Source organism: Microbulbifer sp. MCCC 1A16149 (genome assembly GCF_050368945.1).
GTDB lineage: Bacteria > Pseudomonadota > Gammaproteobacteria > Pseudomonadales > Cellvibrionaceae > Microbulbifer.
On the sequence record NZ_CP185959.1, the window covers coordinates 1,744,319 to 1,764,976 of the forward strand.

General features: G+C 58.3%; 19 protein-coding genes. 12 read left to right on the plus strand and 7 right to left on the minus strand.

Features of this window, described 5'->3' with window-relative positions; genetic code table 11:
• Window positions 1-149 precede the first annotated feature (149 nt).
• Window positions 150-2,822, plus strand: coding sequence for a hypothetical protein (locus tag ACONT6_RS07440; protein WP_428821098.1), 2,673 nt, complete (start codon window positions 150-152; stop codon window positions 2,820-2,822).
• Window positions 2,823-2,867: 45 nt separating this feature from the next.
• On the opposite strand, the gene yciH is transcribed toward ACONT6_RS07440, so the two are convergent.
• On the minus strand, window positions 2,868-3,191 hold the full coding sequence (yciH, locus tag ACONT6_RS07445; RefSeq protein ID WP_428821099.1) for a stress response translation initiation inhibitor YciH: 324 nt from the start codon (window positions 3,189-3,191) through the stop codon (window positions 2,868-2,870).
• 184 nt (window positions 3,192-3,375) lie between these two features.
• Between yciH and ACONT6_RS07450 the strand changes: the two genes are divergently transcribed.
• The 8 genes from ACONT6_RS07450 (at window position 3,376) to ACONT6_RS07485 (ending at window position 9,804) form a co-directional block, all read left to right on the plus strand.
• Entirely contained in the window at window positions 3,376-4,209 is an 834-nt protein-coding gene (locus ACONT6_RS07450) for an ion transporter (protein WP_428821100.1), read from the plus strand.
• A gap of 169 nt (window positions 4,210-4,378) precedes the next feature.
• Window positions 4,379-5,524, plus strand: a complete 1,146-nt coding sequence (locus ACONT6_RS07455) for a serine hydrolase domain-containing protein (protein WP_428821101.1) — start codon at window positions 4,379-4,381, stop codon at window positions 5,522-5,524.
• A gap of 28 nt (window positions 5,525-5,552) precedes the next feature.
• Complete coding sequence (locus ACONT6_RS07460) at window positions 5,553-5,780, plus strand: SlyX family protein (RefSeq protein ID WP_428821102.1); 228 nt, start codon at window positions 5,553-5,555, stop codon at window positions 5,778-5,780.
• Between the two features lie 672 nt (window positions 5,781-6,452).
• Window positions 6,453-7,103: an OmpA family protein gene (locus ACONT6_RS07465; RefSeq protein WP_428821103.1), complete on the plus strand. Its 651-nt coding sequence runs from the start codon at window positions 6,453-6,455 to the stop codon at window positions 7,101-7,103.
• 152 nt (window positions 7,104-7,255) lie between these two features.
• Window positions 7,256-7,723 carry a hypothetical protein gene (locus tag ACONT6_RS07470; protein ID WP_428821104.1) on the plus strand — a complete coding sequence of 156 codons (468 nt, stop codon included), beginning with the start codon at window positions 7,256-7,258 and terminating at the stop codon, window positions 7,721-7,723.
• 312 nt (window positions 7,724-8,035) lie between these two features.
• Window positions 8,036-8,476 (plus strand): hypothetical protein, encoded by a 441-nt coding sequence (locus ACONT6_RS07475; RefSeq protein WP_428821105.1) that lies wholly within the window; start codon window positions 8,036-8,038, stop codon window positions 8,474-8,476.
• A gap of 104 nt (window positions 8,477-8,580) precedes the next feature.
• On the plus strand, window positions 8,581-8,949 hold the full coding sequence (locus tag ACONT6_RS07480; protein WP_428821106.1) for an STAS/SEC14 domain-containing protein: 369 nt from the start codon (window positions 8,581-8,583) through the stop codon (window positions 8,947-8,949).
• 33 nt (window positions 8,950-8,982) lie between these two features.
• Window positions 8,983-9,804, plus strand: a complete 822-nt coding sequence (locus ACONT6_RS07485; RefSeq protein WP_428821107.1) for a class I SAM-dependent methyltransferase — start codon at window positions 8,983-8,985, stop codon at window positions 9,802-9,804.
• 41 nt (window positions 9,805-9,845) lie between these two features.
• Here ACONT6_RS07485 and ACONT6_RS07490 read toward each other — a convergent pair whose 3' ends face one another.
• The 4 genes from ACONT6_RS07490 to ACONT6_RS07505 all read right to left on the minus strand — a co-directional run bounded on the left by ACONT6_RS07490 (window position 9,846) and on the right by ACONT6_RS07505 (window position 16,155).
• Window positions 9,846-11,231, minus strand: coding sequence for an L-serine ammonia-lyase (locus tag ACONT6_RS07490; RefSeq protein WP_428821108.1), 1,386 nt, complete (start codon window positions 11,229-11,231; stop codon window positions 9,846-9,848).
• Between the two features lie 246 nt (window positions 11,232-11,477).
• On the minus strand, window positions 11,478-12,455 hold the full coding sequence (gene cmoB / locus ACONT6_RS07495; RefSeq protein ID WP_428821109.1) for a tRNA 5-methoxyuridine(34)/uridine 5-oxyacetic acid(34) synthase CmoB: 978 nt from the start codon (window positions 12,453-12,455) through the stop codon (window positions 11,478-11,480).
• A gap of 9 nt (window positions 12,456-12,464) precedes the next feature.
• Window positions 12,465-13,205 carry a carboxy-S-adenosyl-L-methionine synthase CmoA gene (cmoA, locus tag ACONT6_RS07500; protein ID WP_428821110.1) on the minus strand — a complete coding sequence of 247 codons (741 nt, stop codon included), beginning with the start codon at window positions 13,203-13,205 and terminating at the stop codon, window positions 12,465-12,467.
• Window positions 13,206-13,242: 37 nt separating this feature from the next.
• On the minus strand, window positions 13,243-16,155 hold the full coding sequence (locus tag ACONT6_RS07505; RefSeq protein WP_428821111.1) for an insulinase family protein: 2,913 nt from the start codon (window positions 16,153-16,155) through the stop codon (window positions 13,243-13,245).
• 205 nt (window positions 16,156-16,360) lie between these two features.
• Here ACONT6_RS07505 and ACONT6_RS07510 point away from each other — a divergent pair, with 205 nt between their 5' ends.
• Window positions 16,361-17,065, plus strand: a complete 705-nt coding sequence (locus ACONT6_RS07510) for a DUF599 domain-containing protein (RefSeq protein ID WP_428821490.1) — start codon at window positions 16,361-16,363, stop codon at window positions 17,063-17,065.
• Window positions 17,066-17,102: 37 nt separating this feature from the next.
• The gene (locus ACONT6_RS07515; protein WP_428821112.1) at window positions 17,103-17,897 is read left to right on the plus strand and encodes a methyltransferase domain-containing protein; all 795 of its coding nucleotides are present in this window, start codon (window positions 17,103-17,105) and stop codon (window positions 17,895-17,897) included.
• A gap of 5 nt (window positions 17,898-17,902) precedes the next feature.
• On the opposite strand, the gene ACONT6_RS07520 is transcribed toward ACONT6_RS07515, so the two are convergent.
• Both ACONT6_RS07520 and ACONT6_RS07525 read right to left on the minus strand, forming a co-directional pair.
• Window positions 17,903-18,439 (minus strand): molecular chaperone DnaJ, encoded by a 537-nt coding sequence (locus tag ACONT6_RS07520; RefSeq protein WP_428821491.1) that lies wholly within the window; start codon window positions 18,437-18,439, stop codon window positions 17,903-17,905.
• 55 nt (window positions 18,440-18,494) lie between these two features.
• Window positions 18,495-19,754 carry a porin gene (locus ACONT6_RS07525; protein ID WP_428821113.1) on the minus strand — a complete coding sequence of 420 codons (1,260 nt, stop codon included), beginning with the start codon at window positions 19,752-19,754 and terminating at the stop codon, window positions 18,495-18,497.
• Between the two features lie 278 nt (window positions 19,755-20,032).
• Between ACONT6_RS07525 and ACONT6_RS07530 the strand changes: the two genes are divergently transcribed.
• Window positions 20,033-20,650, plus strand: a complete 618-nt coding sequence (locus ACONT6_RS07530; protein WP_428821114.1) for a class I SAM-dependent methyltransferase — start codon at window positions 20,033-20,035, stop codon at window positions 20,648-20,650.
• Window positions 20,651-20,658: the final 8 nt, after the last annotated feature.

Genomic DNA, 20,658 nt, shown 5'->3' on the forward strand with positions numbered 1-20,658 from the left:
CGTTCCGCCAGTGACTGTGATCCCGGTTGGTAAACCGGAATCATGTCCCATATTGCCGAATTCCCTGAGAACCAGTACGCACTCCGCCGCTGGTGAATCTTTTAGGCTCACCGCTGGGTTAACAGCCAACCTCGCGCGGTGAGTATTTCATGTCAGGCCAACAAAAATTCCAGATTGTATCTGCAGGTAAAACCCTGCGTGCGAAAGCACCTGCCGAAGTATTGCAGGAGGTGGCCGCAACCTTCTCGGTCAGTGCCGAGCAGGCGCGCAAGCTTTTCCTAAAGGGGTGGGTGATCAAGGATCAACTCTCTCCAGGGCAGGTTGTCCAGTATCGTACCCAGCTACAACAGATCGGCCTGAAAATCGAAGTTCACCCCGCCGGTAAGTTCGACAACCGCGCGATCTTGGCCCGTCTGCAATTTGCACAAAAGCGCAAGGCGCGCAAAGAGTCCGGTGCTCAAGGCGGGCGCTCCGGTGATGCGAAGCCGGCGACTCAAGAGATAGCCCGGCAACAATCTGCGCAAAAGACCGCGCAAACGCCTGTTCAAAATTCCGGCAAAAAGGTGGCACCAGCTGCGCAAGCGGAAGTTCGGCCAGAGCCCACCCAAAAACCACCCCAATCAACCAGCGATACGCCGGCACCTCGCGAGCGACAGGCCTCCGCGGTACGTGCGCAACTGGAAGAGCTGTTCACCAGCGAGAGCGCCGGTTTCGATTCCATGGCCCAGCGGCTGGCGATGCTCCCGGGCCTCGTCAGCGCGGCACTGGTACCGGCCCTGTTTACCGCTTTGTTGTTCTTTTGTATCTATTCCATAGGAATGGCGCTGTGGGCACTACCTGCCGCGGTTATGGATGGCACTTTCGGCGCGGGCACCGTTATCAGTGCATTGATCCAGCTCTTGCTTACGGGGTTTGTAGGCACATTGCTGGTATATCCGTTTTTTACCGCTCGCTGGCGGGCGCTGGCGGAGTCCGAACACACCGCTGCGGTCAGCATTCGCAAATCTGAAGCGCCGGGTTTGTTCCTGCTGCTTGAGGTACTGGAGGCAAGATCCGGACTGAGTATCGCCGGCAAGCAGCCGGGGCCGAAAAACCTCGCTGCTGCGCCGGGGGCAAAAAGTACTCCGCTTGAGGTGACGGCAGGCTCGGAAATTGAAGTGACCCGGCAGCCCGGTGGGCCGCGCACTCTGCGGCTGGGGCTCGGCGCAGTGGCCACACTGAATGGCGGTGATGTAGTGGCGCTCGTTGCACGTGCACTGTCCTATCATCAGGGAGCGCTGATGCGCACCTGTACGCACCTTTCAATGACCACGGCACAGCGACTGAAGTTCTGGCAGGACGCGCTGGAGCGGGAAGTAACCTTGCTCAGCGCCGGGGATGAGCCAACTGCCCCGCGTATATCGGCGCTTAAACCTCTGCATAAACTGCTGTCCGCTTGCGGGTTAGCGCTGGTGCCGGTGCTGGATCGCTTGCAGGGGGTGCACCGCGTGACCAGTGGCGCTGTTGCCCGCAGGCTGGAAGCCCGCGCGGATCTCGCCGCGGCGCAAATGATTGGCAGCGAAGAATTTGCGCAGTTTGCCGAACGATGGAATCAACTGGTGCATGCGGACCTGGTGTGTGGCGAGATCAACCGTGAAGCACAGGTTACCGGCAAGCGTCTGGCAGATATTCCACGTGCTATACGCTGGCTTTACCGCAATCTGGAAGAGGCAACCCGCACCAGTATCGATATGGCAATGGCTGAAGATACTGACTCCTGGCTGCCGACTGAGCCTGCCGGACACGACCGAATCGCTGCGGCAGAGACGCGACAGCTATCGGCACTGTTGCAGCGGGTGGACTTTTCTGTACAGAAATTGTTTACCGATTTCGACGAGCTGTGCGGGCGCGCAAGCCGTATTGGAACGGAGGAAAGTTGTCGCGCGGTGGAAAACAGTCTGCTGTTGACAGCAAGTAAGGAAACCGAGGAAGCGCAGCAGGTGCTGTCAGAGTACTTTAACCGGGTGATCCCGCGGGACTTCCTGCCGCTGCAGGGCCCGCAAAATGCGGAGCTGGCGGAGCTCGGGCTGCAGGACACCATCGACTGGTTGCGCTCGCGTCTGGTGGATCTTCAGGAGCAGGAGCAGCGCTTGGCGCAATTGCAGCTGAGTGGCTCGCGGATCCAGTTGGGCGCGGCACTGGTGCGAGCCAATGTGCGGGTGGATCCGCGCCGCTTCGAACTGAGCGGAACCACGCCTTCTGCCGCCGAAGCATCGCGCAAAGACAATCGCGCGCGGATCCAGGAGTGTATGCAGCAGCGCCAGCAGTTGCATCAGATGTTCTTTCAGCGTATCCAGGGGACGGTGAGTGGATTGGGTGGCGGTGAGCGCAGCGATGCGGATGCCGCGCTGGCGCAGCTGCAGGGCTTTGAGCGTATGCGCGAGCCGCTCAATACCCTCGACCGCTACGGCGATCTGGTGTGCGAGCTGATTGAATGCCTGCCCGGGAATGAGATCCCCCCGTCGCTGCTGCAGAAATACACCCAGTTGGCGGTACAGCAGATTCGCGAGGTCCTCAGGATCGCCGGCGATGAATCTGCGCTTCTAGCGGCGCCGTTGCTGGAGAAGCTGGCGGCCTGCGGTGCTGGAGATCCGAGTGGCGTGGCCGAGGCCCGAGGAGGAGACCTGGCTGGAGAGCTGCAGGCGATAGAGTTGCGCTGTAAAAATGCCAGTGCTGTAGTGTGTGAGGGATATCACCTGGTATTGGCGAAATTGTTGCAGCTGTGTCTGAAAGAGGAGGGGCGCCGCAAAGTGAAGCCCCTGCGACTCGCTGGAACGCTGTAATCCGAGACGTCTTGTCCAGAAAGCCGGCGTTCTGGCCGGAGGCTATCAGCCTCCGGCCAGCTTTACCTTGTAGCTCTTGGCCTCCAGAACTGCCTTGATCTCGTCCCGTTTATCGCCCTGAATTTCAATGACGCCATCTTTCAGGGCGCCACCGCAACCACAGCGCTTTTTCAGTTCCGCCAGCAGCAGCTTCAGCTCACCGTCAGTGCCGTCCACGCCCCTGACACAGGTCACGCCTTTGCCCTTGCGGCCCTTGGTTTCTCTCTGGATACGGACGATGCCGTCGCCCTGATGGCGTTTTTCTGTCGGTGCGGACTCTTTGATACGGCCGCGGTCTGTGGAATAAACAAGCCGGTTTTTGTCACTCATAATCGTGCTTTACAGGTATTGGTTACTTTCATGCCGCGCAAGGATAGCTGAAGCGCGTTGGGCAGATAAAGGCTCCGTGGGCAGTTACCGGTGTAGGCTTTGCAGAACGAGGTTGATGGAACCGGGGCCCGGTCGGCTAAAATGACGGGAATTCCTCCATTCAAAGACACAAGGAAAAGACTGAATGGCCCTGACAGGTGTCCGCAAGCGGCTCAATGAAGTGATATTCGGCACCGACACGCCGGCCGGCAAATATTTTGATGTGGTGCTTATCTGGACCATCCTGCTCAGTGTCGCGCTGGTCCTGCTCGCGTCGGTGGAGAGCTGGTGGGTGCGCTACGGGGAGATTTTCTTTCGCCTGGAGTGGTTTTTCACCGCGCTGTTTACGGTGGAGTACCTGACCCGGATTTACTGCGCAAATGACCGCCGGGCCTACGTATTCAGCTTTTATGGCGTGGTAGACCTGCTGGCAATCCTCCCCAGTTATCTGGCGCTGATATTTACCGGCGCCACTTACCTGATGGTGATCCGCCTGCTGCGGGTGCTGCGAATCTTCCGGATCCTGAAGCTGGTACGTTACCTGAGTGACGCCAACCTGCTGGTGCGCTCCCTGTGGCAGGCGCGTCGACGGATACTCGTGTTTTATTCCAGTGTACTTGTGCTGTGCATCATTTTCGGCAGCATCATGTTTATTGTGGAAGGGCCCAAGCACGGGTTCACCAGTATCCCCAAAAGTATCTACTGGACGATCGTCACCATCACCACCGTGGGCTATGGCGATATTACCCCCCAGACCACGCTTGGGCAGGCGATTGCATCCATGACCATGTTGATCGGTTACTCCATCATTGCAGTGCCCACTGGCATCGTCACTGCCGAACTGGCTCACGAGCTGGGGCGGGAAAAGCAGCTGGCGCGTTGCCACAATTGCGGCAGGGCGGGGCACGATGCTGATTCCGAGTTCTGCAAGCATTGCGGATACAAGCTGGAAGACTTTGAGCCAGTTACCGAAGATTGATCGGCCCGCGGGTACTCTCTACACCCTGGACGAGGACGGCCGGAGATAGTCCCGGGGCTGCCTTAACAGCCTCGCTGCTATCCGCTATCCTTGCGCTCCGTTCAACCCGCCGCCTCCTTCCAGAGGCCATTCCGCCATCAACTCCTACAGATACTGGTAGCTGACCCCAATGGATATACAGGGATACTGCGCTCCGGGCTTCGAAGCCCTATATGATGCTTTCGCCACCAACTTTCGCGATTACGGCGATGTCGGCGCCTCTTTCTGTGCCGTGCATCAGGGGGAAGTGGTTGCCTCGCTGTGGGCGGGGAGTGCAGATCGCGCCGGTACACGGGCGTTTGAGGAAGATACCCTCGCCAACGTATTTTCCTCCTCCAAGGGGGTCCTCGCGCTGATCGCTCTGCAGCAGGTTGCCGCGGGTAACCTGGACCTGGATTTGCCGGTTGCGCATTACTGGCCCGAGTTTGCCGCTGCCGGCAAGTCCGGGATCACCGGTCGCCAGCTGCTCTGTCACCGTGCCGGGGTGATCGCGTTCCGCGAGCGGGTGAAGGATGACCTGATTTACGATTGGCCCGCGGCACTGGAGCAGGTCGCCGCCACAGAACCCTGGTGGCAGCCCGGCAGCCAGCAGGGCTATGCACCCTTCCTTTACGGGTGGACGGTCGGGGGACTGATTGAAAAAGCCAGCGGCCAGCCGCTGATGTCGCTTTACCGTGCCGGTATAGCGGATCCGCTGGAGCTGGACGGTGGCTTCGGTGCCGTCGGCCACCGCTCCACTGAGATTGCCGACGTTGGCCCCCTCAAGAAACCACTGCCGGAATTGCGCGATAACGCCATCGGTCGCTCCATCAAGGAAGACCGCCAGGGGCCAGTGGCCACTGCATTTACCAATCCGGTATCGCTGATGATGGGGACCAACGGCGAACAGTGGCGCAGTGCGCTGATTCCCGCTGCCAACGGCCACTTCAGTGCGAGAGACCTGGCGACTGTCTACGGTGATCTCGCCGCTGAGGCGCCCCGGTTACTCCCGCAGGCGCTTCTGCGAGAGGCAACGGCAGAACAGAGCCGCGGGCAAGACGCCATTTTGCAGGCCGACGTCGCCTTTGGCTGTGGTTTCCTGAAGTCCGCCGTTGCTGAAGATCTGCACTTTGGCAGTGAAGCCGGTTTCGGACACCCGGGGGCGGGCGGCAGCGTCGGCTTCGCCGACCCGCGTGCAGAGCTGGGATTTGGATATGTCACCTCCCGCATGGGGCAGAGCCTGTTTATGGATCAGCGTGCGGTTGGATTGAAGAACTGCCTGTACAGCCTTCTCTAAGAGGGCTTATGTACCCAAGAGGTGAATAATGAGTACAGATTACGATCAGCTTTCTGCGCGAGTAGACGAGCTTGAGACCCGGCTCGCTTTTCAGGAAGACACCCTGGCCGAGCTTAATGATGTGATTGCCGCCCAGGATGCGCAGATTCGTGCCCTGGTAGGGCGGATGAAAGAGGTGACAGAGAAATATCAAGACCTGTCATTTGAAGTGCAGAAGGGCGGCAACCCGGGAGACGAAAAGCCACCACACTATTAAGGCGTTGGCGTACTTTTCGGCCGGATTCATTATTTGTGCTTCCCACTTTTTCAACGATGCGCGTTTTTCTACCTCAATTTCTGGAAAACCCCGAAATTTCGTTTTTTCAGCCCTCGTCAAGCCTTGACAAGTTTTTTTCCACATGGAGAGGGGGGCTGTGAATTTATCCGACACGGCCCGTTTAGTTGGTACGGAAAGGTCGAAAAATCTCGTAAAGTACTGATTTTAAAGGGGTAAAAGCTATGGGCCAAAAAGTGCCCAAATTGCTGGGAGCAAGCGTTTGTGCGGCTTCGGGTAAGCTTTTTCAGATCCATACACAAAGTTATCCACAGATCCTGTGGAAGAGTGAATTACACCGGATTACACCAGTAGTGCACGGTGCGTGGCACCAGAGCTCGAAATCACCAGTGTGAATACCCCAGAGAACTTCACATGAGTGTGGTAGTCGTCATCGTAGTAGGTGAATAAAAGTGTGTGCTGTTGTACCTGCCACGGCCAGAATGCACGACACGTCAAATTTGGGAAATAGGCAGTAGACCTGTAGAGACTTTGCGCATAGTCTTCGTGCCCATGGCGAACCCGGTTCAGCTTACAGTCAGTTACTGCGAGTGATACTGGGATCAATAGCCGGATATTTCCCAGTTATCAATAAAAGCGTTAGGAGAAGCTTAAATGAAAAAATGGGTAGCAATTCTTGCCCTGGGCTCACTGGTTGGTTGTACCACCCTGGACCCGTACACCCAGGAAAGTAAAACCAGCAATGCCGCCAAAGGCGCAGGCGCTGGTGCTGTCGCTGGTGCCATTATTGGCGCGGCAACCTCCAGTAAGAGCGATCGCAAGAAGGGTGCCATCACTGGCGCACTGGGCGGTGCGGCCATCGGCGGTGGTATCGGCTACTACATGGATCGTCAGGAAATGGCTCTGCGCCAGCGTCTGGAAGGCACTGGTGTACGTGTTCAGCGTGAGGGCGACAATATCCGCCTGATCATGCCGGGCAACATTACCTTCGCGACCAGCCGCTTCGAAATCCGCTCCGATTTCTACGACACCCTGGACTCTGTGGTGCTGGTACTGAAGGAGTTTGACAAGACTGCGATTCGCGTTAGCGGCCACACCGATAGCACTGGCTCCGACGTAACCAACCAGAATCTGAGTGAGCGTCGCGCCGAATCCGTTGCCAACTTCTTTGCTACCCGTGGCGTTGCCGCTGGCCGGGTACAGGCAGTGGGCTACGGCGAGCGTTATCCCATCGCAAGCAATGATTCCGACGCCGGTCGTCAGGCCAACCGTCGTGTGGAGCTGGAATTACTTCCGCTTCAGTAGCAAGATAAGAGGGCGCTTCGGCGCCCTTTTTTATTGCGCGGAATTAATGACAGGGGAAAGTTATGCCGAGTATGTCCTTCCTAGTTCGGGGTTGGGGTTCGGCGAGACTCGCGCTTCAATTCGCTCTGCTACTGAGCCTGCTTTCGCCAATAGTGTCAGTACATGCCGAGTCGGTAGATGCCGAAGCATCCTCTGCGGCGCTTGCCAGCGGTTCCCATCAGGCCGATGCCGAAAGTACTGCATACGATGATGGTTCGGAGTCGCTGGATTCCACGGTGCAGGACCGCATTGCAACCTCGGAGCTGGTGGCGCAGGTAAAGATCACCGGGGTCCACCGCATGATCGACAATGCGCTTTCTGAGCCGGGTATGGTGGCCATTCTCGGTTACGTATATTCCGGTGTTGCGGAAAGAATCTGGAAGGGCGCGCCCACCAACCTTGTCGCCTTCCGACTGACTCTGGATGACTGCGACCGCAAGCTTGAGCGCGGCGAACATTATTTGATCTTTGCCAAAGCGGACACCCAGGGCCGCTTGCAGCTATCCAGTTGCGAGGCCGCGGTGATGGGGGCGGACGCGGCCAGCTTATTGGGGCAACTGGATCGCTATTATCAGGGGTAGTCAGCTGAACGATACCTCCTCACGCCCCTTCAGGACTTCTCACACTCGTCGATATAGACCCCCTCCAAATATGCCCCGGTCTGCATAGAACGATTAATACTTGAATGCCGGAACAATGTTCCTTGAATTGCGCCAGTTGAAGATTATTCTTATCAGTATTGGCGCCGCCTTCTTCCGTGATGATGGTTTTTGCGAAACCTGTAGCAGCGTCAACCAGTAGCGATAGGGCCCAATAGCCGCAGGGCTATGCAACCGCAGGGTTGAGTCCACTCGTTCTGAACTCTCTACAACCGACCAGGGGTCATTGGGTATATGAAGAAATTACTGTTACCACTGATTATTCTGCTGTTGATCATCGGGTACTTTATGTCGCAGAAATCGGACGACTCCGTCGGTGATGCCTACGACAATATGGAGAAACCCGCCAACGAAAGCACCATGCCAGACTCATCCACGCCACCGGACATGGATTCAGATCCGACCATGCCTCAGGAGAGCGATGACGTAGCGCCAACCACCGATGATCCGCAAGGCTCAGACAGCAGCTTGATGGATGAAACCAAGGACGCCGCCCGGGATACCGGTGAGGCGGTCAAGGACGCGGCGGAAGACGCTGGTGATGTGATCAAGGATGCCGCCGACGATGCCGGCGATGCATTGAAAGACGCGGGTGAAGCGACCAAAGACGCCGCCGAGGATGCCATGGACAAGCTTCGTGGCGACGAAGAAAAAACGGACGAGGAGCCCCAGTAATAATTGTTTGATTGCTGGGCGTCACCTGAAGACAAGGCCGCGACTGGTTCGCGGCCTTTTTCTTTTCTACCATTGATAAAGTAGTTACGAGTTTTTGTCAGGCGATGATCGAGCACTGTTGGCATCACGACCACGATATCCTGGAGATCCGCCCGGTGGCGGACCTGAGGCCGGCAGAGTTTCGCGCACTGGCGGCACAGGTTGATCCGGTGATCTGCCAGCACGGATATCTCCAGGGGTTATTGATTGACGCCCGTCACTACCGGGGTTGGCAAAACTTTGCCGCACTGGTTTCCCATTGTGTGTTTACCCGCAACCAGCACCGTCACCTACACCGTATAGCCGTGCTTTCAGACAGCACGTTGCTGGGCTTTATGCCGCAGCTGCTGAATCACTTTGTCGCGGCAGAGGTGCGCCCCTTTCCCGTCGAGGAGGAAGCCGCAGCACTGGAATGGTTGAGCCATCCCGGTTAAATTCCCCGCTTTTAGCGATGGATACCCTGCAGCATGTCTCCCACCATGCCCGATAACATGCAGTTGGCCGTGACTGCCGCGACGGCGGAATTCTGTGCGAGTGGCGAAGCGCTCGCGGCGCAGTTGGAACTGCCGTTTCTCGGTGAATCACCGGAAAAGCGGATCGAAGATCGACCTTTTGTTCTCAAGTGCGGCGAGCAGTTGCAACTGTGTGCGACCGGACGCAAGGCGCCGGGGCCGGTAGCCGTGGATTTTGTGACCGGTGCCGCGGCGCATCGGCGGAAGTTTGGCGGTGGCAAGGGCCAGCAGATCGCCAAGGCGATCGGGGTGCGCAGCGGTTTTTACCCGCAGGTACTGGACGCTACCGCGGGTCTGGGACGGGATGCTTTTGTGCTTGCTTCACTGGGTTGTGAGGTGCGTATGCTGGAGCGGAACCCGGTGGTTTATGCGCTGCTGGAAGACGGCCTGCGTCGCCTGCAGCGAGCGGCGCAAACGGACAGAGAGCTGGCGCCCATTGCCGGGCTGATGCGGCTGGAGCCGCGCGTGGAAAGTGCGGCTGCCTGGCTGGCAGAGCAGGGCGCCGAATCGATACCGGTCATTTACCTGGATCCGATGTTTCCCAGTCGTGACAAAAGCGCCAAGGTAAAAAAGGAAATGGTCGCGTTCCACCAACTGGTAGGCAGTGATGAGGACGCCGACGCTCTGCTGGCGCCAGCGCTCGCTGCCTGCTATTACCGCACGGTGGTCAAGCGACCGCGCCTGGCGCCAGATTTGGCGGAAACAAAACCGAATCTGCGCTTCGAGGGAAAGTCCGGGCGCTTTGATGTGTACACCCGGCACGGAGTACCGGGTTAGCCTTTCGGAGTGGCTGGCTTGTGCGGTAGCAAGGCTGTACGTCAGCAGTTAACGGCATTTACCGCCAGTCCACCAAGGGACGTTTCCTTGTATTTACTCTGCATATCGATGCCCGTTTGGCGCATTGTTTCGATCACGCTGTCCAGCGGTACGATATGCGCACCTGTGCCGCGCAGGGCGAGACGCGCGGCATTGATGGCTTTCACTGCGCCCATGGTATTGCGCTCGATACAGGGCACCTGGACCAGCCCGCCAATGGGGTCGCAGGTCAGCCCGAGGTTGTGCTCCATGCCGATCTCGGCGGCATTTTCGATCTGCTGGTTGCTGCCGCCCTGAACGGCGGCCAGCCCCGCGGAGGCCATGGAGCAGGCCACGCCAATCTCTCCCTGGCAGCCTACTTCCGCAGCGGAAATCGACGCATTCTTTTTGAACAGCATGCCGATGGCGCCAGCGGTGAGCATGAATTCAACCACCTGATCCTTGAGGTCGCCGTGCTCTTGAGGGTCGTGCACAAAGTGTACGTAGTAGGCGATGGTCGCTGGAATGACGCCGGCGGCGCCATTGGTGGGCGCGGTAACAATACGGCCGCGCGCTGCATTTTCCTCATTCACGGCCAGTGCGTACAGGCTCACCCAGTCCAGGATCGACAAACCACGGCGTCTTTCCTCATCACTTTGCTTGGAGAGCTCCCGGTAGTGCTCCTCGGCGCGTCGGCGCACACCCAGTCCCCCGGGTAAAACGCCACTCTGGTGACATCCCCGTTCTATCGACGCTTCCATCACCTCCCAGATATGCCACAGGGCATCCTTGATTTCCTGCTCACTGCGGAAGGCTTTTTCGTTTTCCATGGCCAGTTCCGCAATGGTCCAGCCGTGTCGCTCGCACAGTGACATTAACTCTTCGGCGGAGCTGAAGTCATAGGGCAGCAGGGTGGCGATCTGTTCTCTGTTTTCAAAGTCCACGTCCGACAGAACAAAGCCGCCGCCGATGGAGAAATAGCTGCGCTCAAACAGCATTTCCTCTCCAGCAAAGGCCTTGCATGTCATGCCATTGGAGTGCTGTGGCAGGAATTCTTCCTTGTGGAACAGGAGATCGCGGTCCCGTTCAAAATGGATTGCGCGCAGCCCGTTCAGAATCAACTGCTGGTGCTTGTCGATACCTGCTAGCCGACCCTCAATCCCGTCCACATCAATGGTATCCGGGGCTTCGCCTTCAAGCCCCATGAGTACCGCCATGTCGGTTCCGTGGCCCACTCCGGTGAGGGCCAGGGAACCGTACAAATGGACTTCGACACGCTCGGTCTTGGTCAGGTCGCCGCGTTCTTCCAGATCGCACACGAACTGGCGCGCTGCCACCATGGGGCCGACGGTATGGGAGCTGGAGGGGCCAACGCCAATTTTGAACAGCTCGAAAACACTGATGCTCATGGGGATCCTGAATATTCTCGCCAGAAGTGCCCGCGCGGAAACCGCGCCGACAGGGTCAGATATAAGTGTAGTTATGGGGCCGCTGTGTCCTGCAAAACATGCATGGCAAAGCGATGGCGTACACGTTCGCCGAAGGGCCTGGACTGTGCAATACGGGGGCGGGAAATCGAGATTTTATTTGGTGCAGCCTGCGGGCCGTACAACAAACCACTGATTTGTTGCCGGCTGACGCAGGGAATACTGGTGTCAGGGGGCGATGGCGGTGATGGTAGCGCGCAGTGGCGCGGGATGGCCCTCGATAGTTTTGCTGTGATCTTCCGGGTCGAGAAAGTCCACCAGGGATTCAAACCGCATCCAGTCGGTACTGCGCTGTTCCTCGAGGCTGGTTCGGTCCAGGTCGACGGTTTTCACATCCACAAAGCCGGTTTTGCGCAACCAGCTCTCCAGGGTGGCCGTGCTGGGGAAGAACCACACATTGCGCATCTTGGCGTAGCGACCTTCAGGGACCAGGCATTCGCCGAGCCCGCCGTCGATAACCAGGGTTTCCAGTAGCAACTGGCCACCGGGGCGCAGCGTTTCCTTCAGTTCGCGCAGGTGATCCAGGGGCGAGCGGCGGTGGTACAGCACGCCCATGGAAAGGGTGGTGTCGAATGCGCGCAGATTGGCGGGGAGGGCTTCAATTCCAACGGGCAGCACATCCACCGGCTTGTCCATGCCAAGGTATTTTTTCAGAGCGTAAAACTGCGCTACAAACTTGGCGGAGGGATCGATACCAATTACTCGTCGCGCACCGGCCCCGAACTGTCGCCAGCAGTGATAGCCACTGCCGCAGCCGACATCGAGCACCAGCCGGTTATTCAGGTCATCCAGATGGGGGGCCACCCGGTCCCACTTCCAGTCCGAGCGCCACTCGGTGTCGATGAAGACATCAAACACCGTCCAGGGCCCTTTGCGCCACGGATGCAGCTTGTGCAGCTGAGATTCGAGCAAGGCCTTTTGTTCTGCCGTTGCGTCTGCACTGGTGCCGATACGTACTTCGCTACCTATCTCTGTGGTGGAGGGCAGTATGTCCGGGAGTGCATCCAGTGCCGCCTGCCAGTCAGGCAGGTCGCCCCAGCGCGCCGGGTTCAAGTTGTCGGCGATCTGTTGGGGAAGGGAGGTAAGCCAGGGGCGCAGGGCAGGGATATGCTGCAGCCCTGCGTAGAGCGGTGTGTAGTCAATCATGGGTACTGCTCAGGCATCTCGCTTTTTGATGGCGATCAGGGATGCGAAATTGAAACACTGGAACCAGACATCGACGCTACTGAAACCGACATTTTTCAGTCGGGTACGATGGTCGAACAGGGTCTCGGGGATAAGTACGTTTTCCAGGGCACTGCGTTTCTGGGCAATTTCCAGTGCGCTGTAGCCATTGGCGGCCTTGAACGAGTGGTGCAGGTCGATCATCAGTTCCTGGTGATCGCTGTCCGAGAAGGCCACCTTTTCCGACAGGATCAGTACGCCACCTGGGCGCAGGCCGTCGTAAATTTTCTGCAAAATCTCTTCGCGCTCACTGGTGGGAATGAACTGCAGGGTGAAGTTCAGCACCACAACAGAGGCATTTTCCACGTCGACATTCTGCAGGTTGTCGCATACCAGCTGAACCGGGATTTGCGCGCTATCTGCCGCGAGCACCGTGCGGGCGCGCTCGATCATCGCCGGTGAGTTGTCCACAGCGATGATCTCGCAGTCCGCTGCCGGAATGCGGTGACGCATCGCCAGCGTCGCCGCACACAGGGAGCTGCCCAGGTCATAGCAGCGGCTGCCAGCCTGGGCGTAGCGCTCGGCGAGAGTGCCGATCATGGCCACAATCGTCGTGTAACCGGGCACCGAACGCTGGATCATGTCTGGAAAGACTTCCACCACCGACTGATCAAAGCTGAAGCCTGCGACTTCCCCCAGCGGTTTGGAAAAAATATCGTCTTTCTTGTTCACAGCGCTTTTCTCGCGGTTCTCGTTTTGTCGTGTGCCGTCACAGTTTTTCTTCGTGCAGATCCAGCGCCAGGCCCGCGTCGCGTCCCTGAGTGCCGGTGACTACCGCGGTACTCGCTTTATCTGCCAGCAGGTAGGTTTCTCCCACACGTTGTAGGTCGGTCAGGCTGACTTCGGAAACCTTGCGGCGGAACTCCTGGCGGATGGCATGGGTGCGGCCATACAGGTTGGAGTGGAAAGCCTTTTTCGCTTCACCGGCGGGAGAGCCCGGTTTGTCCATGCTGCCCACCACACCGAGGATGGCTTCTTCCACCTGTGACTCCTCATGGGTCTCGTTAAGCAGCCAGTCCACCGACGCATCGAAATCCTGGAGGGTTTCTGCCATACGCGGATCGCGGTAGGAGTAGAAGCGGAATGCGCCGATGTTGACATCGTGGCTGGCGCCGCCGCCGTAGGCACCGCCCTGTTCGCGGATGGTGCGGTGCAGGTAACCGTTGCGCAGGAACCCGCCGAGCACCGCCAGAGCCGGCGCGTCGTCGTGAGACATCGGCACGGTCGGGTAGGCTTTGGAACAGAAGTTGACCTGGCTGTTGGCCAGCCACACTTCCTGGATTTTGCGCGGGGTAAAGGGCGCTTCTTCCCGATTGGTGGTTGGCTCGCCGCCTTTTGCCAGCGGGCTCAGGGCCGCGGTAAAGTCGGACAGGCGGTCCTCTTCACCGATCACCAGGAACTGGCGGTTGGCATTGAGGATTTTCTGGTGGATCGCGCTGAACTTGCCAGCGAGGGCTTCCAGTCCCTGTGTACTGTCGAGGGACTTGACCAGGACCTTGAGCTGGCGCAGGCCGAGCAGGCCGCCTGACTCGTGTCCTTCCCAGGCAGCGCGGTTGAATCCGGCACTGGCGGCAGCCATGGCAAGGGCATGCCCACTGCCGACAACGGATTGTTCGCGGCGCGCCAGGGTTTGCAGCAGCAGTTCCTTGATGCGCGGCAGTTCGTCAAAACGCACCTGCTCCATGGTGGCCTGCATCAGTTCGGTCAGCCCCGCCTGATTTGCCGCCAGCGCTTTGCCGGAGAGGATAAAGTGCCCGGATTGGCTGTCCAGGTTGTCGAGTTTGGTGCGGTGGCTGGTAAAGCTGTGCAGGGAGCCGGCAACTGCGGCCTGCCACTGCTGGACTTCGAGATAGTTCTTGTCGCCGAGGCCCAGCTCGCTCAACGTCTGGCAGTAGTAGGGGACCAGAATGCGCTCTTCATCGGTGAAATCCGGCAGGGTCGCAACCAGCTGCTGGTATACCAGGCCATTGGTACCGGCACTGTAGCGGGTCACCCGGGTATTGTTCAGCTCGATTTTTTCGCCCTCGACCTTGGGCAGCTCCGCGGGGATATCCTCTACGCCTACCTTTGGCAGGATGGATTCATCGTCCTTGCGCAACTGGCGCTCTGCGAGGGCTTGGGTTGTCTGGATGATCTGCTGTTTTTCGCCATCGGTGAGGGTCGCCTTGACCTGCGCAAGGCGGGCTTTTTCTGCTGCCTCTTCGCGGCCAGCGAGCTCGGAATCCGGGGAAAGTACCAGACGCACACGATGCTGGTTTTCCAGTAGAAGCTGGCGCGCTGCATTGGCGATAAATTGGGGGTCCTGAATCTGCTCGCGCAGCTTTTCCAGCGCGGCATCGATGTTCAGCAGGCCGATAGCATCGCCGCGGTGAGTGGCGCCGGTGAGTGCGGTAAGGATCAGCTGCAGGCCGTAGGGGTAGCCGTCACCACCGATTTCCCGCTGTTGTAATTCCAGCTGGTGGAGAGCGGCGGAAACCTGGTCGTAGGGCACGCCGTTCTCTGCAACGTCTTCGAGTACCTTGAGTACCTGCTGTTCCAGCTCATCCGCTCGCTCCCGTTCGCTGCCCTCGATACCGCACACGAATACCAGTTCACGCTGGGAATCGTCGAGTCCGCACAGGGGGGAAGGGGATTGTCCGAGTTCGGTAGTTTCCAGCAGGTGCATCAGCGGTGAAGCACTGTTATCCAGCAGCACGCCGGACAGCAGGTGCGCGGTGAGCGCCTGTTCCAGGTCGGTGACGTCGCCAAGGAGCCAGCCGAGCACTATATGGGTTTTTTCATCCAGGGATTCTTCGCCGGAAAGCGGATACTTTTCTTCCACCCGGACCGGTGCCACGTACAGTTTTTCGCGCCCCACTTCCACGGTTTTGTGGAGTTGGTCGAATTTGTGCAGGGCTTTTTCTTCAAACACCGCCTGATGCTCTGCCGCCTCGATATCGCCGAAGGTCATGAAGATGGCATTGCTGGGGTGGTAGTGGGTGCGATAGAAGCTCACCAACTGATCGTAAGTGAGGTCAGGGATATCCGCGGGTTCGCCACCGGAATTAAAGTGATAGGTGGTGGTGGGGAACAGATATTTGCTCAGTTTCTGCCACAATTGGGAGGTGACAGAGCTCATGGCGCCCTTCATCTCATTGAACACAACCCCCTTGAAGACCAGATCACTATCGGGGTTGTCCGGGTCGGCAAATTCCAACCGGTGTCCTTCCTGGGCGAAATCCAGAGGGTCGAGGCGGGCGAAAAACACCGCGTCGAGATACACGTCCAGCAGGTTGTCGAAATCCTTGCGGTTCTGGCTGGCAAAGGGATAGGCGGTCCAGTCGGAGCTGGTGAAGGCGTTCATAAAGGTATTGAGTGAACGCCGGATCATCATGAAGAACGGGTCGCGCACCGGGTATTTGTCACTACCGCAGAGGGCGGTGTGCTCGAGAATATGTGCGACGCCGGTGGAGTCTTCCGGTACGGTGCGCAGCGCAACCAGGAATACGTTTTCCGGGTTGTCGGCGGCAATATGCAGGTGCTGGGCGCCGGTGCGGCGGTGACGGTACTCTTCCACACGTACGCCAAGAGATTCGATCTCGGCACTGGTAATCGGCTCAAATGCGGGGTGTACGTTGCTCAAAAGACTGCTCCAGTGGGTAAGTTGCAGTTGCCGGGACGGCTCAGGATGGCCCCCCGGCAAAATCGGCGGCCATTTTAGCGCTCCAGATGGGCGAAATGACAGGGTTGACAGGAGAGTGTTGACACCTGCGCCATCGGTGCGAAACTTCGGCCTTTATTCTTTGACGCCATAAATGTAGTCGAAAGGGGGATGCGCGTTGAACTGGATGGACTATGGGAGCCTGGCTGGATTTTTCCTGACATGGGCTGGCTATACGGTGTTTGCTCGCCGCAAAGCGAAGACGGCGTGGTGCCTGGCGTCCTCTATGCAATGGTATCGGGTCGAATGGATGTTGCGCATGCTGGAGCGGGATATGCGTATGCCCGATGCGGCCATCCTCAGCAACCTGGAGCGGGTGATCGGCTTCTTCGCTTCCACCAGCATCCTGATCCTGGCGGGTCTGGTAACGGCGCTGTCCGCCAACAGTGCCGCGGTGGAAGTTCTCAGCAGCCTGCCATTTTCCCAGACCACAACGGTGGAGCAGTTTGAGCTCAAGGTCATGGTGCTTATCGTGATCTACATCTTCGCGTTCTTCAATTTTACCTGGTCGCTGCGTCAGTATTCCTTTGCCAATGTGCTGCTGGGAGCCGCGCCCGCGGTAGACGAGGAGGAGGTGACCCGCGAGGAGCGCCGCCGCTACGCGATCAGTGCCGCAAAAGTGATCGATCAGGCGGGGCACAGCTACAACTACGGCCTGCGATCGTTCTATTTCTCCATGGCGGTGATGGGCTGGTTCGTGCACCCCATCCTGTTTGTATTCGGCTACCTGGCCGTCATCTGGGTGCTTTACATGCGAGAGTTCCGCTCGCGGACCCTGCAGGTCATCCTCGCCGCCGAAGGGCGCTCCCTGGATCAGGTGCGGGACAAGTAGCCGGTGATAAAGCAGATTGTTAGCGTGTGGCCGCGCCGTGGGTGATCGCAACTTTGACGATCTTGCGGAGCGCTTCAAAAGGCGTATTTACGGTGGCCTGAAAGGGGATATCCGCCTCGCGGTATTGAACCGGGACCTGGCGCCGATCCTGAGCGCCGATCAGGCGGATGATGCAAATCGGACACTCAAGGTGGTGGATGCGGGCGGCGGGCAGGGGCAGTTTGCCCTGGATCTGGCGGCCGCGGGGCATCAGGTCTGGCTCACCGATATATCGGCGGCAATGCTGGAACTGGCCCGTGAGCAGGTGGAGGTGCGCGCGCTCGAAGGGCGGGTGCAAACCCTGCAGTTGCCGTTGCAGTCGCTTTCCTCGGAGTCGCGCATTCCCGCGGCGGACCTTTTATTGTGTCACGCAGTACTGGAGTGGCTCGAGGCTCCGCAGCAGGCACTGGTGCATCTGGCCGAAAGTCTTCAACCTTCCGGATACCTTTCCCTGACTTTTTATAATCGCCGCGCGCTGGAGTTTCGTTTGCTGCAGCGGGGAAGCCTGCGTCAGCTGGATCGCAATCGACAAAGTGGAGACTGGGGAGGCCATCCGGGCAGTTTGACCCCGAAAAACCCACTACTGCCCGAGGACGTTATGGGTTGGGTGGAGCAGGCGGGGCTGTCGGTGGTGGCCCACAGTGGTATTCGCTGTTTCCACGATTTCATGACGCCGGAAATGCGCGACAAGTTGCCGGCGGAAGCGATCGTCGAGAAGGAGCTGACGTACTCCCGCATTGATCCCTATCGGCAGCTGGCCCGCTACGTACACTTGTTGTGCCGGCGGGCCTGAAGTCCTCAGTTGTCCAGGTGCTTCAGCAGCAGGGCCTTGGCCGCGTTGATGCGGGAGGCGAGGTAGTCGTTGCCGCCGCGGTCCGGGTGGAATTTCTGGATCAGTTTGCGGTGCGCACCGATGATTTCCTCACGGCTCGCATTTGCGGAAACGCTCAGGACCTTGCGTGCTTCTTCCAGGGTTAACTGGGGTTCGCGGGGGTTCTGGCTTGCGCTTTCGGAGTGGGATTGCTGTTCGCCGCCCGGATTTTGCTTTGCTTTGTCTCGCTCAGCTTTGGCCTGTGCGTGCTTCGCGATCAAGGGTGCTATCCAGGGAAGGTGTCGCCCGAACATGCGCCAGAGTCGGTTTACGATCGGCAATACCACTGCCACTGCGGCTCCCACCCAGTGCAGGCGCCCGGTAATGGCGAGCAAGACCGCAGCCAGCGCCAGGGCAATCAATACCCACTGAATGATGAGTTTGCGCCGTTGTTCCGGCGGGCTGTATTTAAATTTCTGGATTGCCAGCCAGGCGAAAATGCCGACGGCAATTAACAGGATCATGCGGCCCAAGGTGTGCTGCTCCCGGGTGATTCAACTACGTTAAGCCGCAAGCGTATCAGATGTCGATGCGAAAACCGACGGCCATAAAATCATCTACCACCGGCTGTGCCACTTCGTTACTGGAGTCGATCGCATTTTCCCAGTAGAGCCGCACACGTTCGTTCCAGCGGTACTGGAACCCCAGGTAGTACTGAGCCAGTTTGTATCTGTCACCGCGTACCAGCGCCGCTTCAAACCCGGGATCATCGGAAACCAGGTAATTGTGTCCACCGTATACGGAATAGCAGTTATCGCGGCCCCAGGTATAACTCATAAAGGACTCCGAGCCCTTTGCATCGAAAAAGTTGGTGATACCGACAACGGAACCGGGAGGAGCCAGTTCGTTGTTCTGGGAGCGCTGGAACACCACTGCACCGTAAAACCCTTTGGCGAAGGCTTGCTGGCCGTAGTACATACCCAGGGCGGAGGTCCAATCGTTACTGCTGGCGTTGAACGCGAATTCATCGGTGATCAATATCGGCTCGTCGCCCGAAATGTCGTAGAGCAAGCCGTCGTTGCTGGAAATATCCAATTTTACCCGATTGAAAGCCGCGCCGATAAAGAAGCCGTCACCGATATCCGCACGGTAAACTGCTGCGATGCCGTGGCTGAGGCCGTACTCGCAGTCTCTCGGGGGGCACACGAGCCGAGTATCCGGTGTCAGTTCGACATCGATTTCCAGTTGGGCTACGTGCCTTGCGGTTTGAAGACCGATCTTGAACTCGCCTGCTTCAAACTCCCATGCTTTGCGCCATGCGAAAGCGCTGTCTGCGCGTCCGGTGCCGGTAACGCCACCGTCGGTGCCCAGGCCATAAGTGCCGCTGGCGAGGCCGCCGGATACGTTGTACCAGTCGGTGATATAGGTCACTTCATAATACACGCCCCACTGTTTGCCGGCAGAAAACTCGCCCCATTTCGGGTGCTTGGCAAAGGCATGCCCCTGGCGGAGGAACAGCGACTGGTTTCTGTCCCCTGGCGCCGCCTGCTGGTCCCCCTGAATCACGATGTTCTGGGCAGAATTGATGGCTGCAACACCCCATTCCAAGTTGAAGCCGGTGTCCCAGTTGTCGTAGGCCGGTACGTTCAGGCCGAAGCGGATGCGCGAGGCGCCGTTCTGCATGCTGGTATTGCCCATGGTATTGACCATGTGGGCGGTAAAGTAACCCTCCATGTAGAGAGTGACTTCGTTTGATTGGTAGATGGGCACCGCATTTGCATTTAACGACGCAGCGCAAATAGCAGCTGCCAACAGTGATGTGCGGATACTTTTTGTCATGTTGTGCTTTCTCGCCAGAGAATCCGGGTGAAGCGGGCTAATTGTTATCGGACGACTGCAGCGCATCGGCTTTACCGACTAAGGCCCTCCAGCAAAAGTAGACCAGATGGAGGCGATGGACCGTTCTGGTGGGTACGCTTCACAGAATTGGCAGGGACTGCATTCTTTTTGTGGAAAGCTCCGCAGTGGAATCGTGTTACCTTCATTGCCGTGCCGGTTGAAAAAACCGATTAAAGCGCCATCTAACTGAGCAACCGATCAATGGAGGGAGTAGATCCTTGGCAGAAAGCAATTCTCTCAGTCGTCAGATGTTTGGATTGACCGTGCGAAAAAATGCGCACCCGGATATGCGCCGCTTGCGGCGCGAGGCAGGAGACGCGAGCCTGCACGGTAACAAATTCTGGAAGAGTTCCTGCCTCACCATGGACTACCTGAAAAAGCACCCACTGAAAAAGGGGGCGAGGGTACTGGACCTCGGCTGTGGCTGGGGGTTGGGGGGGATCTTCTGCGCGAAGGAGTTTGGCGCAAAGGTGACCTCCCTCGACGCGGACCCCAGTGTATTTCCCTTCGCCGAGTACCACGCTGAGCTCAACGACGTCAGTATTACGACCTGGCAGTGTCGCTATGAGAAAGTTACCCAGGCCGATCTGGCGGAGTTTGACGCGGTGATCGGCACGGATATCTGTTTCTGGGACAAGCTGGAAGGGCTATTGTACAACCTGACCCGCCGCGCCATGCGTGCCGGGGTAGGTCGCGTAATGCTGGTGGATCCGGGGCGCCCCCCGTTCCGACAGCTCGCCGAGCGGGCCGAGGAAAAGCTCGACGCCCAGTATTTCGAGTGGCAGACTCAGCGCCCGATGAAGGCCAGCGGCTGTATTATGCTCGCCGGTGAATAACCAGCTTG